Annotated in this window: 12 protein-coding genes and 1 pseudogene; 3 read left to right on the top strand and 10 right to left on the bottom strand. The window is 65.6% G+C overall.

Annotated features, from left to right (window positions below; genetic code table 11):
* Positions 1–137 precede the first annotated feature (137 nt).
* The 4 genes and pseudogenes from choX to RND78_RS28230 all read right to left on the bottom strand — a co-directional run.
* Complete coding sequence (gene choX, locus RND78_RS08700) at positions 138–1,061, bottom strand: choline ABC transporter substrate-binding protein (RefSeq protein WP_312727806.1); 924 nt, start codon at positions 1,059–1,061, stop codon at positions 138–140.
* A gap of 23 nt (positions 1,062–1,084) precedes the next feature.
* Complete coding sequence (gene betC / locus RND78_RS08705) at positions 1,085–2,593, bottom strand: choline-sulfatase (RefSeq protein ID WP_312727808.1); 1,509 nt, start codon at positions 2,591–2,593, stop codon at positions 1,085–1,087.
* Positions 2,594–2,712: 119 nt separating this feature from the next.
* A complete protein-coding gene (locus tag RND78_RS28225) occupies positions 2,713–3,576 on the bottom strand; it encodes a methyl-accepting chemotaxis protein (protein ID WP_409457032.1) in 864 nt (287 codons plus the stop codon).
* Positions 3,568–4,353, bottom strand: a pseudogene (locus RND78_RS28230) (MCP four helix bundle domain-containing protein); the annotation flags it as partial. The gene RND78_RS28225 and the pseudogene RND78_RS28230, both read right to left, overlap by 9 nt.
* A 160-nt stretch (positions 4,354–4,513) precedes the next feature.
* Here RND78_RS28230 and RND78_RS08715 point away from each other — a divergent pair.
* The gene (locus RND78_RS08715) at positions 4,514–5,449 is read left to right on the top strand and encodes a choline sulfate utilization transcriptional regulator (protein ID WP_312727813.1); all 936 of its coding nucleotides are present in this window, start codon (positions 4,514–4,516) and stop codon (positions 5,447–5,449) included.
* 7 nt (positions 5,450–5,456) lie between these two features.
* On the opposite strand, the gene RND78_RS08720 is transcribed toward RND78_RS08715, so the two are convergent.
* Both RND78_RS08720 and RND78_RS08725 read right to left on the bottom strand, forming a co-directional pair.
* On the bottom strand, positions 5,457–5,846 hold the full coding sequence (locus RND78_RS08720) for a VOC family protein (RefSeq protein WP_312727814.1): 390 nt from the start codon (positions 5,844–5,846) through the stop codon (positions 5,457–5,459).
* Positions 5,847–5,853: 7 nt separating this feature from the next.
* The gene (locus tag RND78_RS08725; RefSeq protein ID WP_312727817.1) at positions 5,854–7,020 is read right to left on the bottom strand and encodes a lactonase family protein; all 1,167 of its coding nucleotides are present in this window, start codon (positions 7,018–7,020) and stop codon (positions 5,854–5,856) included.
* Between the two features lie 137 nt (positions 7,021–7,157).
* Between RND78_RS08725 and RND78_RS08730 the strand changes: the two genes are divergently transcribed.
* Complete coding sequence (locus RND78_RS08730) at positions 7,158–8,174, top strand: NAD(P)-dependent alcohol dehydrogenase (RefSeq protein ID WP_312727818.1); 1,017 nt, start codon at positions 7,158–7,160, stop codon at positions 8,172–8,174.
* 189 nt (positions 8,175–8,363) lie between these two features.
* On the opposite strand, the gene RND78_RS08735 is transcribed toward RND78_RS08730, so the two are convergent.
* The 3 genes from RND78_RS08735 to prlC all read right to left on the bottom strand — a co-directional run bounded on the left by RND78_RS08735 (position 8,364) and on the right by prlC (position 11,513).
* The gene (locus tag RND78_RS08735; protein ID WP_312727819.1) at positions 8,364–8,828 is read right to left on the bottom strand and encodes an anti-virulence regulator CigR family protein; all 465 of its coding nucleotides are present in this window, start codon (positions 8,826–8,828) and stop codon (positions 8,364–8,366) included.
* Positions 8,829–9,195: 367 nt separating this feature from the next.
* Positions 9,196–9,468: a YheV family putative zinc ribbon protein gene (locus RND78_RS08740; RefSeq protein WP_312727820.1), complete on the bottom strand. Its 273-nt coding sequence runs from the start codon at positions 9,466–9,468 to the stop codon at positions 9,196–9,198.
* On the bottom strand, positions 9,465–11,513 hold the full coding sequence (gene prlC, locus RND78_RS08745; protein ID WP_312727821.1) for an oligopeptidase A: 2,049 nt from the start codon (positions 11,511–11,513) through the stop codon (positions 9,465–9,467). Before prlC ends, RND78_RS08740 begins: the two co-directional genes overlap by 4 nt.
* A gap of 92 nt (positions 11,514–11,605) precedes the next feature.
* On the opposite strand from prlC, the gene RND78_RS08750 reads away from it, so the two are divergent.
* Positions 11,606–12,163, top strand: a complete 558-nt coding sequence (locus RND78_RS08750; RefSeq protein WP_312727822.1) for a gamma carbonic anhydrase family protein — start codon at positions 11,606–11,608, stop codon at positions 12,161–12,163.
* Positions 12,164–12,286: 123 nt separating this feature from the next.
* Here RND78_RS08750 and aroE read toward each other — a convergent pair whose 3' ends face one another.
* The gene (aroE, locus tag RND78_RS08755; protein WP_312727824.1) at positions 12,287–13,102 is read right to left on the bottom strand and encodes a shikimate dehydrogenase; all 816 of its coding nucleotides are present in this window, start codon (positions 13,100–13,102) and stop codon (positions 12,287–12,289) included.
* Between the last annotated feature and the right edge of the window lie 4 nt (positions 13,103–13,106).

The raw sequence follows: 13,106 nt of genomic DNA on the forward strand, positions 1-13,106 counted from the left end.
GAACCGATTCGAGTCCCAGCTCAAGCCGGTTCGCCACCCAAATGCCTACGTCCATCGGCTTGTCCTAGAGCGCTTGGCGTGGATTTTCAGGCTACGGCGAACCTGCCATGGCAAGCGTCACCTGTCGAAGGCCATCATCAGAGGACGCCCTGGACCGCCGCCAGGCCGGGCTTGCCGTCACGGGTGGTCACGCCCTGCAGCCAGGGTTCCAACACCTGGGAATGGGCCCGCAGCCAGGCCTTGGCCGCCGCCGGATAGCTGCCGCCCTTGTCCCGCGCGGCACTCATGATGGCGTTTTCCATGTCCAGGGTGAATTTCATGTTCGTCAGCAACCGTGCCGGATTGGGGCACTGCTCGGCGTAGCCCTTGCGCGTCAGGGTATTCACCGTGCCGGCGGTACCGAAGTATTTCTCGCCGCCGCTGAGGTACTTGATCGGGTAGTCGACGTTCATGGGATGGGGTGTCCAGCCGAGGAACACGATCCACTTGTCACGCTTCACCGCCCGCCCGACCTGGGACAGCATGGCCTGTTCGCTGGATTCCACCAGCTGCCAGCCGCCCAGGCCGTATTCACCGCCCTGGATGATCTTCTGCAGGGACTGGTTGGCCGGGGCGCCGGCGCCGATGCCGTAGATCTTCTTGTCGAACTGGTCGGCGTGCTTGGCGAGGTCGGCGAAGGTCTTCACCCCAGCCTCCCAGACGTAGGTGGGCACCGCCAGGGTGAACTCGGTACCGCTGAGGTTCTGCGCCAGCTCGGTCACCTGGCCGCTCTTCACGAACTGGTCGTAGTGCGCCTGCTGCGCGGGCATCCAGTTGCCGAGGAAGGCGTCCACCTGGCCGTTGGCCAGGCCGCCATAGATGATGGGGACGGCCAGGGTCTCGACCTTGCTGCCATAGCCCAGGGCTTGCAGCACCACTCCGGTAAGGGCGTTGGTGGCAGCGATGTCGCTCCAGCCCGGATCGGCGAGGCGGACGGTGGCGCAGGCCTGGTCCTCGGCCTGGGCCGCCAGGCTGGTCAGGGCAAGGCCCAGGGTTAGGGTCGCGATTATTCCTTGTTGCATGGCCGTTCTCCATCCAGTGAGGTTCAGGGTTGCGGGTAGCGAGCGCGGCGCTCCAGGTCGTCGAGATCGATATGGTTGCGCATGTACTGCTGGGTGGCATCGACGAAGGGCTGGTGATCCCAGCTGGTCCGCACGCCCTGCGCCAGGGCCGTCGCGACGAAGCGCCGGCGCCGCTGGCTGGCCAGCACCTCCTCGTGCAGGCGCGGCAGATCCCAGCGCTGGCGGACTTCCTGCCGGAAGGCGGCGAGCAGCTCGGCGTAATCGGCGCTGCCGGCCAGGTTCTCCTGCTCCAGCGGATCGTTCTGCAGATCGAACAGCAGCGGCGGGTCCTGTTCGCAGTGGATGTACTTGTAGGCGCCGCGGCGGATCATCAGCAGCGGACTCACGGTCCCCTCGGCCAGGTATTCACCGATGACCTCGTCGTGCCCGCCGCGTCCTTCCAGGTGCGGCAGCAGCGAGCGCCCGTCCAGTGGCAGGTCCTCGGGCAGGCTCCCGCCGGCCAGCTCGACGAAGGTCGGCAGCAGATCCATCGTCGACACCGAAGCCGACACCCGCGCCGGCGCGAAGCGCGCCGGGGCATGGATCAGCAAGGGCACCCGCGCGGCCATCTCGAACCAGTGCATCTTGTACCAGAGCCCACGCTCCCCGAGCATGTCGCCATGGTCGCCGGAGAAGACGATCACGGTATCCTCGGCGAGACCGCACTCCTCCAGGGTCTTGAGCAGGTGGCCGACCTGGGCGTCGACGTAGCTGCAGGCACCGTAGTAGGCCTGGCGGGCGTCGCGGATCTTGGCTGCGGGCAGGGGCTTGTCCCAGAGGTCGATCACCTTGAGCAGCCGCTGGCTGTGGGGGTCCTGCTCGGCCTGGGGGATAACGTCGTCGGGCAGGGGGATGTCGATCCCTGCGTACAGATCCCAGAATTCCCGCGGGATGGTGTAGGGATCGTGGGGATGGGTCAGGGACACGGTCAGGCAGAAGGGCTGGTCGTCACCGCGGCGCACATGATCGTAGAGGTACTGGCGCGCCTTGAAGACCACCTCCTCGTCGAAGTCCAGCTGGTTGGTGCGCACGCAGGGCCCGGCCTGCAGCACCGAGGACATGTTGTGGTACCAGCTCGGGCGCACGTCCGGTGCGTCCCAGTTCACCGCCCAGCCGTAGTCGGCGGGATAGATGTCGCTGGTCAGACGCTCTTCGTAGCCGTGCAGCTGATCCGGGCCGCAGAAGTGCATCTTGCCCGACAGCGCCGTGCGATAGCCGAGGCGACGCAGGTGATGGGCATAGGTGGGAATGTCGGCGGCGAAATCGGCGGCGTTGTCGTAGGCGCCGATCTTCGACGGCAACTGGCCGCTTACCAAAGTGAAGCGCGAGGGGGCGCATAGCGGGCTGTTGCAATAGGCCGAATCGAACACCACGGCGCGCTCGGCCAGACGCTGCAGATTCGGCAGCTTGATCGGCGAGTCGGCGTCGTACAGCGGCAGGATGGGCGCCGCCATCTGGTCGGCCATGAGGAAGAGGATGTTGGGCTGCTGCACGAAAGATCTCCTGCCGGATCAAGTTGACTTATGGGTCCCATGATCGGCAGGAGGTATAGCGCGGTAAAGGTCAGCCAAGCTGATGTTTCGGATAAGCCTGGCTTATCCGAATTCTGCCATTACAGTTGGAAGCGAGCGACTAGCTGGTTGAAGGAGGTGGCCAGCCGCGAGAGGTCCTGGCTGGAGGCACTGGTCTGGTTGGCACCGGCAGCGGTCTGGGTCGAGAGGTCCTGGATGTTGCTCAGGTTGCGATCCACCTCGCGGGCCACCTGGGCCTGCTCTTCGGCCGCACTGGCAATCACCAGGTTGCGCTCGTTGATACTGGCCACGGCCTGGGTGATACGCGCCAGTGCCTCGCCGGCGGCCTGGGCCAGGCGCTGGGTGTCCTGGGCGCGGACCTGACTGCCGTCCATGGCGCGTACCGCCTGGTCGGCGGTCTGCTGGACGCCGCCGATCAGGCTTTCGATCTCGCCGGTAGAGGCCTGGGTCCGCGCCGCTAGCGCCCGTACCTCGTCGGCCACCACGGCGAAGCCACGCCCCTGCTCGCCGGCCCGGGCCGCTTCGATGGCGGCGTTGAGCGCCAGCAGGTTGGTCTGCTCGGCGATGCTGCGGATCACATCCACCATCTTGCCGATGTCCCGTACCTGATCGGCCAGTTGCTGCACGGTCTGGCTGGAGGTACCCAGTTCCGCGGTCATCGTATCGATGGCGCCCACCGCCTGTTGGACCTGGCCACGGCCCGCTTCGGCTGCTTCACTGGTGGACTGCGAGGCGGTGGACGTGGATGAGGCATTGCGCGCCACCTCTTCCACGGCGCTGGTCATCTGGTTCACCGCGGTAGCGGCCTGCTGGATCTCATCGTTCTGCCGGACCAGGCCACGGGAACTCTCATCGGTCACCGCCGTGAGTTCTTCGGCGGCCGAGGCGAGCTGATCGGAAGCCCCGGCGATTTCCTGCAGGGTCTCCTTCAGATTGCGTTGCATACCTGCCAGGGCATCGAGCAACTGACCCGGTTCGTCGCGGCGGTGATTGACGATGGTCTGGGTCAGGTCGCCCGCGGCGATGCGGCGGGCACAGGCCACGGCCTGGCCGATGGGGCCGGTGATGGAACGGGTGATGAGTAGGCCCAGGGCGATGGCCACGATGAAGGCCACCAGGATGCCGGAATAGAGCATCAGGTTGGCCTGGTAGGCCCTGGTGTCAGCGTCCTGGGCGCCCTCGCCGATCTGGCGATTGTTGGAATCCACCATGATCTTGAGCTCATCCAGCACCTTCTCATAGTTGGTCTGAACCTCACTATTGAGCAGGTCGCGGACCCGGTTCATGTCACCCTGCTGCAGGGCGGCCAGGGTGCGTTGGACGCTGGCTTGGTACAGCGGCCAATCCTTGTCCATCTGGTCGCCAGCCGCGCGTTCGTCGTCCTCCAGCGGGGTGGCGCGATAGATGGCGAAGGCCTTTTCGCTGGCCAACTGGTTGGTCCTCAGGTTCTCGCGTACCCGATCCATCTGGTTGGCGTCGGCACCGATGGCGGTCAGGGAGACCAGGCGATAGAGATCGCGATTCTGTGCCACGGCATAGGTGGTGGCGGCATTGGTATTGCTCACCGAGACCAGGTTGTTGGAAAAGGCCAGCTTCAGGGCATCGGACAGGCTGGAAATGCCCCGGCTGCCAAGAAAGCCGACGATCAGGGTGATACAGGCGCAGGCGACGAAGGCGGTCAGCAACTTGACCGCCAGCCTGGCATTAGCGAAACCATTCATAGCAAGCTCCAGAAACGGATAGCTGTTCAAGTAGGTACAAACAAAAGGTCCTTAGAAGACTTTTTTGTGAATTTGCTCACATTTCTTGTGATCAGGAAGACGCTATCGCTGTGATCAGTTTTTCCTATCGGCTGCTGCATGGGGAAATTTAGCCGCGCCTATGAATACGCTTTCGCTGGACAGCCTGCGGGTTTTCGCCACCGTGGCCCGCCACCTGAGCTTTACCCTCGCCGCCACGGAGCTGGGTACCACCCAGCCGGCGGTAAGCCAGCAGATCAAACGGCTGGAGGCGCAGCTGGACACCCGGCTGTTCGACCGTATCCACCGCGGCATCGCCTTGACCGCAGCTGGCCAGTTGCTCCAGCAGCACGTAGAGACAGGGCTCGCCAATATCGATGAGGGGTTGCGCGCCATCACCGCCCAGCCGGCCCACGAGGTGCTGCAGGTGGCGACCGACTTCGCCTTCGCCGCCTACTGGCTATTGCCGCGCCTACCGCGCTTTCATGCCCGGCATCCCCAGCTGGACGTCAGCCTGATCACCAGTGACCGCCTGCCGGCGGTGGGTGCCGAGGTGGATGTGGCCCTGACCTTCGGCGATGGCCGCTTCAAGCACGGCGAGGCTTGGCCGTTGTTTCGCGAGGAAGTCTTTCCGGTCTGCAGTCCGCGCCTGGTGGCGGATCAGGCGCTACCCGTGCCGCAGGCTCAGCTGTCGGGTTGGCCACTGCTGCATCTGAAGGCGGCGCCCAACAGTCGCTGGTATGACTGGCCGGCCCTGCTGGCGGCCCTCGACTGCCCATCGCCGACCACTAACCCGAACGGCGCCGTACTCAGTTTCGACAACTACACCCTGGTGATCCAGGCCGCCATCGCCGGGCAGGGCGTGGCCATCGGCTGGCGCCACCTGGTGGACGAGCTGCTCGCCCAGAACCTGCTGTGCCGCCCCTGCCTGGGCGCGGCGACCTCGATCTATGGCTATTACGCGGTCCTGCCCGAGCGCAAGCGGCGCCAACGATTGGTGCAGCGCTTTCTCGACTGGCTGCTGGAAGAGCTGGAGACCCCGCGCGAGTCGTTGGCCGGCGCACGGCTGGCGACCTGAGAGGTACTCAGCGCTCGTAGACTTCCAGCGGCAGGTCGTCGGGGTCGGCGAAGAAGGTGAATCTCTTGCCGGTCAGTTCGTCGGTGCGGATCGGCTCGGTGACCACCCCATGCGCCTGCAGGTGGGCGACGGTGGCGTCCAGGTCGGCCACGGCGAAGGCCAGGTGACGCAGCCCCTGGGCCTCGGGACGCGAGGGCCTGGGCGGCGCATCGGGAAAGGAGAACAGCTCCAGTTGGGCATGCTCGCCCACCGCCAGGTCCAGCTTCCAGGAGCGCCGGGCCTCGCGATAGGTCTCGGCGATCACCGGCAGGCCAAGGATCTCGGTGTAGAAGTGGCGGGAACGCTCGTAGTCGGCGCAGATCAGTGCCACGTGGTGCAGACGGTCGAAGAGGGTCATCAGCTTCTCAGGGTACCGCGACGAATTTGAGGTCGGCCGGCGCCCCCACGTCCAGGCTCTGCAATTCATCGCCGAGCTTGCCGCTGTCGGGGTCGCGGGCGAAGACCTTGAGTTGGTTGGATTTCTGGTTGGCCACCAGCAGGAAACGGCCGGACGGATCGATGGCGAATTCCCGCGGCGCCAGGCCATTGACCGGATGACGCTCGACGAAGGTCAGGGTGCCATCGGGATTCACCGCGAACACCGCCAGCTGGTTGTCGGTGCCGCGACTGGCCACATAGAGGAAGCGACCGTCGCCGGACAGGTGAAGGGCGCCGGCATCGCGCTCGCCGGTGAATTCCTGGGGCGTCAGGCTGTAGGTCTGCAACTGGCGCAGCATGCCGTCCTGGTGGGCGAAGGCCATCACCTGGCCGGCCAGTTCCAGGGTCAGGTAGGCGTAGCGGCCATCGGCGCTGAACACCAGGTGGCGCGGCCCGCTGCCTTCCGGCACCGGCACGAAGGGCGTCTCGGCGGCCACCAGCGGTCGTTCCGGCTGCTGGGGCAGGTAGCGATAGACGAAGACCTTGTCCGCGCCCAGGTCCGGGGCGAAGACGAAGCGGCCATCCGGGGTGGTCACCGCCGCGTGCACGTGGCTGGACTGCTGGCGTTCATGCTGCTCGCTGGGCTGGTGGAATTCGATCTGCGCCACCGGGCTGAGTACCCCGCCCTCCTGGATCGGCAGCACCGCCAGGGAGCCTTCCGGCAGGCTGGAATAGTTGGCCACGAAGAGGTACTTGCCGTCATTGCTGAGGCTGGAATGAGTGGGCTCGTCGCCCAGGCTCTTGACCTGGCTGACCTGCTGCAACCGGCCATTGCCCGGCTCGAAGCGATAGGAGGTGACCCGGCCGATGGTGTCGCCGGTCGAGCCCCGGCCGTTCTCGTTGACCGCGAACAGGGTACGACCGTCCCGCGACAGGGTGAGGAAGGACGGATTGGACGCCTTGACGATGCGCAGCGGGCCGTCGATCTGGCCGTTGCGGCTGTTGAAGCGGTAGACGTACAGCCCCTGGCTGCTGCCCCCGGTGTAGCTGCCGACCAGCAGGTTGAACAAGCCGGGCTCGGCGCGGGCGGACGTCCCTTGCCCCATGAGCAAGGCGAACAGGGCCAGTGGCAGCAGACGGGGCAGGCTTCTCATGGGAAATCCTTGGCGAGCGATTGGCGTTGAGACCGATGGAAGGCGGCGCGGTTTCTTGTCCGCTGGGGAGCACGGTGGGCCGCGCGTGGTCGCTATTCTACTGAAAACTGGACTGGCACTGTGCCAGGGAGGTTTCCATGCGTGTCTACACCCTGTCCCACCCCACCGGTCCCGCTGCCCTCGTTCAGGTGGAACGTCCCATTCCAGAGCCTGCCCGCGGCCAGGTGCTGGTCCGCATGAAGGCGGCCTCGCTCAACTACCGCGATCTGCTGGTCGCCGAGGGCCGCTATGGTCGCGCGGAACTGCCACGTGACCTGGTACCGCTCTCCGACGGGGCCGGCGAGGTGGTCGCCGTCGGCGAGGCGGTGACCCGGGTGGCGGTCGGTGACCGGGTCGCCGGTCTCTTCATGCAGGGCTGGCTGGCCGGTGCCCTGGCTCCCGAATATGCCGGGACCGCCTTGGGTGGAGTGATCGACGGCGTGCTGGCCGACTACGTGCTGTTCGACCAGCACGGCCTGGTACGGCTGCCCGACCACCTGAGCTATGCCCAGGGCGCCACCCTGCCGTGTGCCGCGGTCACCGCCTGGCATGCACTCTTCGCCAGCGCCCGTCCGCTCACTGCCGGCCAGCAGGTGCTGCTGTTGGGGACCGGCGGGGTGTCCATGTTCGCCCTGCAGTTCGCGCGAGCCGCGGGCGCCCAGATCATCCTCACCTCTTCCAGCGATGCCAAGCTGGCCCGGGCGCAAGCCCTGGGCGCCCATGCCACGATCAACTACCGCACCCATCCGGAGTGGCAGGACGAGGTACTGCGGCTGACCGGAGGGCTGGGCGTCGACCATGTGGTCGAGGTCGGTGGCGCAGGTACCCTGCAACGTTCGGTGCGAGCCACCCGACCAGGAGGCGCAGTGCACCTGATCGGCGTGCTCAGCGCAGGCGACTTCAATCCCATCGCCGTGATGCAGCGCGGCCTGGTCCTGGACGGCATCTTCGTCGGCTCGCGGGAAATGTTCGAAGCGATGAATCGCCTGCTCGCCGCGCAACGCCTCGAACCCCTCATCGATCGAATCTTCGCCTTCGACGAGGCGGCGGCGGCCTATCGCTATCTGGCGGCCCAGGAACACATCGGCAAGGTCGTGATCAGCCTGGAATCCTAGCGTGGTGTTTCAGACGTTCGCGCAGGAAGTGGCGGGTGATTTTTTAGCCGGTTCGGCGCCACGATGGGCCAGGCGCCGCGACGAGTCATAGCAGGGCTATGGCGAGGAGTGGCAACGCCGTACAGGAGATCCGCCTCTGCGGCGAAAAAGCGCCGCCAAGACTGTGTAGATAACGTCTGGAACACCACACTAGTCCAACACACCTTGCAGAATGGCATAGACCAGGCCGGTGCCGACGGCGATCAGCACCACGTCGGTACCCAGCTGACGCCATTGGTAGCCGGGATAGTCCGGCAGTTGCTTGACGATGCCGGGCGGCAAGGGCCGGCCATAGCCCGGCGGTAGCGGACGCCCCTGCTCCAGGCGCAGCCCCGGCGGCAACTCGCCGCCCGGGCCGATCTGGCCGCGCAGTGCCCGGATGCGGTCCCGCGCCGGACCAAGATCACCCGGCCCGCCCGCTGCCGGGCCGACACCGGGTCGTCCCGGTGGACGCCGATCGGGACCATGATCCTGGCCAGGTGGCTTGCCCGCGTCCTGCCAGGCCGGGCCACGAGGACCATGATCGTCGGGCCCATCCGGGCCGCCTCCCGGAGGAGCTGCCAGGGCCAGGTTGCTGAACAGGCAGAGCGTCGCGATGGACAGCAGGGTACGCATGGCGTCTCCTTAAGCGATGATCGAAGCGATTCGGGTATGCGTTGGATCGCGAATCGTACCGAAGACTCCCGGGTCATTTCCGGACCTCAGGCTTGTGGATAAATCCGGGATAAAATCGGTATAAGTCGCCGGAAAAAATCGAATCTCGTCCGATAACTACGAAAAAATCCTTTTATATCAATAGATTAAAAAGATGATCGGCTGGCTATCGAATTACGCTTTTGTGGATAACCTTTAGGACCCCCCACCCCTGGGTAGCATTTTCCAGACCTCCACCAAGGCTCCAATAGACGAAACTCGACCCGCGAAGACAGAAAAACCGCGCCGGATGCTTCACCCGACGCGGTCTTCCGGAGCGGGCCGCAGGCTAGTCCGGCTTCTTCAGCTTGGGATTGGGAAAGAACTGTACGGCCTGTACCTTGGGGTCGGGCTTCCTGGGCTTCAGCGCACTGATGTTGACTCGCGTCGGTAATTCCTTGGGGACCGAATTGCCGCGTTCGTCCAGGGTGTCGCTGTAGCCGCAGGACACACACTCGCGATGGGGCGTGCCCTCCTGGGTCCACATCTTCAGGGTGTCCTGCGCCTGGCACGCCGGACATACGGCCCCGGCGATGAACCTCTTGCGGATCGGCTCGCTCACGCCGCTTCCTCGCTCAGCCCGGAATGGCGGAGCAGGGCGTCGATGCTGGGCTCACGACCGCGGAAGTCGACGAACAGCACCATGGGCGCCTGGGAGCCGCCGCGGGCCAGGATGGCTTCGCGGAAGGCACGCCCGGTTTCCGGGTTGAACACGCCTTCTTCCTCGAACTTGGCGAAGGCATCGGCGGAGAGCACCTCAGCCCATTTGTAGCTGTAGTAACCCGCCGCGTAACCGCCGGCGAAGATGTGCGCGAAGCTGTTGGGGAAGCGGTTGTAGGCCGGCGGACGCACCACCGAGATCTCGTCGCGGATGCCTTCCAGCACGTCACGCACACTGCGACCATCGCCATGGGTGGCGTGCAGCTCGAAGTCGAACAGCGAGAATTCCAGCTGGCGCAGCATCATCAGGCCGGACTGAAAGTTCTTCGCCGCCAGCATCTTGTCCAGCAGCTCCTGGGGCAAGGGCTCGCCGGTTTCGTAGTGGCCGGAGATCAGCGCCAGGCCCTCGGGCTCCCAGCACCAGTTCTCCATGAACTGGCTGGGCAGCTCCACCGCATCCCAGGCCACGCCGTTGATACCGGAAACGCTGGCATGCTCGACGCGGGTCAGCAGGTGGTGCAGGCCATGGCCGAATTCGTGGAAGAGGGTGGTCACCTCGTCATGGGTGAGCAGCGCCGGCTTGCCGGGGCTGGCCGGGGTGAAGTTGCACACCAGGTAGGCCACCGGATCGATCAGCCGGCCCTGGGCATCGCGGCGCTTGTCACGGGCACCGTCCATCCAGGCACCGCCACGCTTGTTGGCGCGGGCATAGAGATCGAAGTAGAAGCGGCCGATGGAGGTACCGTTTTCCTTGATCTCGAACAGGCGGACATCCGGGTGCCACTTCTCGAAGTCGCGCAACTCGGCGATCTCGATGCCATAGAGCTTCTGCACCGTGGCGAACAGGCCGGACAGCACCTTGTCCACCGGGAACCAGGCACGCACCTCTTCCTGGGACAGCGAATAGCGCTGCTGACGCAGCTTCTCGGCGAAGTAGCCGGTGTCCCAGCTCTGCAGATCCTGCACGCCCTGTTCGGCGGCGAAGGCGCGCAGTTCTTCCAGGTCGCGCTGGGCGAAAGGCTTGGAGCGCACGGCGAGATCACGCAGGAAGCCCAGCACCTGGTCGCTGCTCTCGGCCATCTTGGTGGCCAGGGACAGCTCGGCGTAGTTGGCATAACCCAGCAGCTGAGCCAGTTCCTGGCGCAGGTCGAGCAGTTCTTCCATCACCGGGCCGTTGTCGAACTGGCCGGCGTTGGGGCCCTGTTCGGAGGCGCGGGTGGCATAGGCAGCATAGACCTCTTCGCGCAGGGCACGGTCGTCGGCGTAGGTCATCACCGCGTAGTAGCTGGGGAATTCCAGGGTCACCAGCCAGCCGTCCAGCTCCTTGGCCTGGGCGGCGGCCTGCAGTTGCGCCTTGGCCGACTCGGGCAGCCCGGCCAGGGCCGCTTCGTCGGTGAGGTGCTTGGTCCAGGCCTGGGTGGCGTCGAGCAACTGGTTGGAGAACTTGCTGCCCAGCTCGGACTTGCGCGCCTGGATGGCGGCGTAGCGCTGCTGCTCGGCCGGCGGCAGGTCGATGCCGGACAGGCGGAAGTCGCGCAGAGCGTGTTCCAGGGTGGTCTGCTGGCCGACGTCGAAGCCCTTGACTTCCTCGCTCTCGGACAGGCGGCTGTAGGCCTGGAAGAGGTCCTTGTTCTGGCCGATTTCGGTGGAATAGGCCGACAGCTTGGGCAGGCAGGCCTCGTAGGCAGCGCGTAGCTCAGGGCTGTTGCACACGGCATTGAGGTGGCCGATGGGGCTCCAAGCCTGGCCCAGCCGATCGTTCAGCTCGTCCATCGCCAGCACCAGGCCAGCCCAGGTAGGGTGCTCTTTCTGAGTCTCCAGCAGCTTGGCCAGCGCGGCGCGGTTCTCGGCGAGGACGGTGTCGATGGCTGGCTCGACGTGCTCGGGCTTGATGGCGGAAAAGGGCGGCAGGTCGTAGGACTGAAGCAGCGGATTGCTGGCGCTCACGGCGTTCCCCTCGGGGCGATGGCTTTGACAGGTCTATATGGAGCCCATCCTAATAGGTCTCAAGACCCTTCCGACGAGAAAAGGTATCTATCGTGACCATAAGGACCTTCCAGGGTAAAACCCCGCAACTGGGCGCACGCGCCTTCGTCGATGCCACCGCCGTGGTGATCGGCGACGTCGAGCTCGGCGCGGACAGCTCAGTATGGCCGCTGACGGTGATCCGCGGCGACATGCATCGCATCCGGATCGGCGCCCGCACCAGCATCCAGGACGGCAGCGTGCTGCACATCACCCACGCCGGGCCCTTCAATCCGGATGGCTATCCCTTGCTGATCGGCGCCGACGTCACCGTCGGCCACCAGGTGACCCTGCACGGCTGCAGCATCGGCGACCGGGTACTGGTGGGCATGGGCAGCATCGTCATGGATGGCGCGGTGGTGGAAGACGAGGTGGTGATCGGTGCCGGCAGCCTGGTCCCACCGGGCAAGCGCCTGGAAAGTGGCCATCTCTACGTCGGCCGCCCGGTCAAGCAGATCCGCCCGCTGGAGGAAAAGGAACGCGCCTTCTTCAGCTACAGCGCCGGCAACTACGTGAAGCTCAAGGACCAGCACCTGGCCGAGGGGTATGGGGAGGAGGGGCCTAGCCTTTGATCGCGGCCATGGGCCGCTCCTACAGTTGCGTCCGAGCCTGTAGGAGCGGCCCATGACCGCGATTGGAGTCCCAGAACCGTCTCGGCCACAAACGCCCTTGCGGTCGCCGAGCCAGCTATCCCATCACCCCAACTGCCGCCGCAGCTCCGCCAGCACCGGGGCGCTGTCAGGACGTATGCCGCGCCAGAGTTCGAAGGCCTCGGCAGCCTGTTCCACCAGCATGCCCAGGCCGTCCAGGCTGTGGAAGGCACCTTCGTCCAGGGCCCAGCGGTTGAAGGGGGTGAGGTCCTTGCCGTACATCATGTCGTAGGTCACCGTCTGCGGGCCGATCACCGCTTCCGACAGCGGCGGACGTCCTCCGCCGAGGCTGGCCGAGGTGCCGTTGATGATGACGTCGAAGGACTCGCGCAGGGTGGAGAAGGCCGCCACCTCGATGACGCCTAGCTCGACGAATTCCCGCGCCAGTTGCACCGCCTTGAGCTCGGTGCGATTGGCCAGCACCAATTGCCCCGGCTTACAGGCCAACAGCGGCTCCAGCACACCCCGTACGGCGCCGCCGGCGCCCAGCACCAGGATCCGCCGGCCTTCCAGCTGCAGGCCGGCATTGACGGTGAGATCCCGTACCAGGCCGGCGCCGTCGGTGTTGTCGCCCAGCAGGCGGCCATCCGCCTGGCGCTTCAAGGTGTTCACCGCCCCGGCGCGGCGCGCACGCGCGGTGAGTTCGTCGCACAGCCGGTAGGCCTCTTCCTTGAAGGGCACCGTGACGTTGGCACCCAGGCCACTCTGGAAGAAGCTGCGGGCGCTTTCGGTGAAGCCATCCAGGGGCGCCAGCAGGGGGCCGTAATGCAGCCGCTGGCCGGTCTGGTCGGCGAACAGGCTGTGGATCAGCGGCGACTTGCTGTGGGCGATGGGGTTGCCGAAGACGGCGTAGCGATCCATGGAG

The organism is Pseudomonas oryzihabitans (assembly GCF_032027545.1).
GTDB lineage: Bacteria > Pseudomonadota > Gammaproteobacteria > Pseudomonadales > Pseudomonadaceae > Chryseomonas > Chryseomonas oryzihabitans_F.

Excerpts from the sequence above, each read along its gene's own strand:
- choX (WP_312727806.1), bottom strand. The coding sequence starts at position 1,061 with ATGCAACAAGGAATAATCGCGACCCTAACCCTGGGCCTTGCCCTGACC.
- RND78_RS28225 (WP_409457032.1), bottom strand. The coding sequence starts at position 3,576 with ATGCAACGCAATCTGAAGGAGACCCTGCAGGAAATCGCCGGGGCTTCC.
- RND78_RS08715 (WP_312727813.1), top strand. The coding sequence starts at position 4,514 with ATGAATACGCTTTCGCTGGACAGCCTGCGGGTTTTCGCCACCGTGGCC.
- RND78_RS08720 (WP_312727814.1), bottom strand. The coding sequence starts at position 5,846 with ATGACCCTCTTCGACCGTCTGCACCACGTGGCACTGATCTGCGCCGAC.
- RND78_RS08725 (WP_312727817.1), bottom strand. The coding sequence starts at position 7,020 with ATGAGAAGCCTGCCCCGTCTGCTGCCACTGGCCCTGTTCGCCTTGCTC.
- RND78_RS08730 (WP_312727818.1), top strand. The coding sequence starts at position 7,158 with ATGCGTGTCTACACCCTGTCCCACCCCACCGGTCCCGCTGCCCTCGTT.
- RND78_RS08735 (WP_312727819.1), bottom strand. The coding sequence starts at position 8,828 with ATGCGTACCCTGCTGTCCATCGCGACGCTCTGCCTGTTCAGCAACCTG.
- aroE (WP_312727824.1), bottom strand. The coding sequence starts at position 13,102 with ATGGATCGCTACGCCGTCTTCGGCAACCCCATCGCCCACAGCAAGTCG.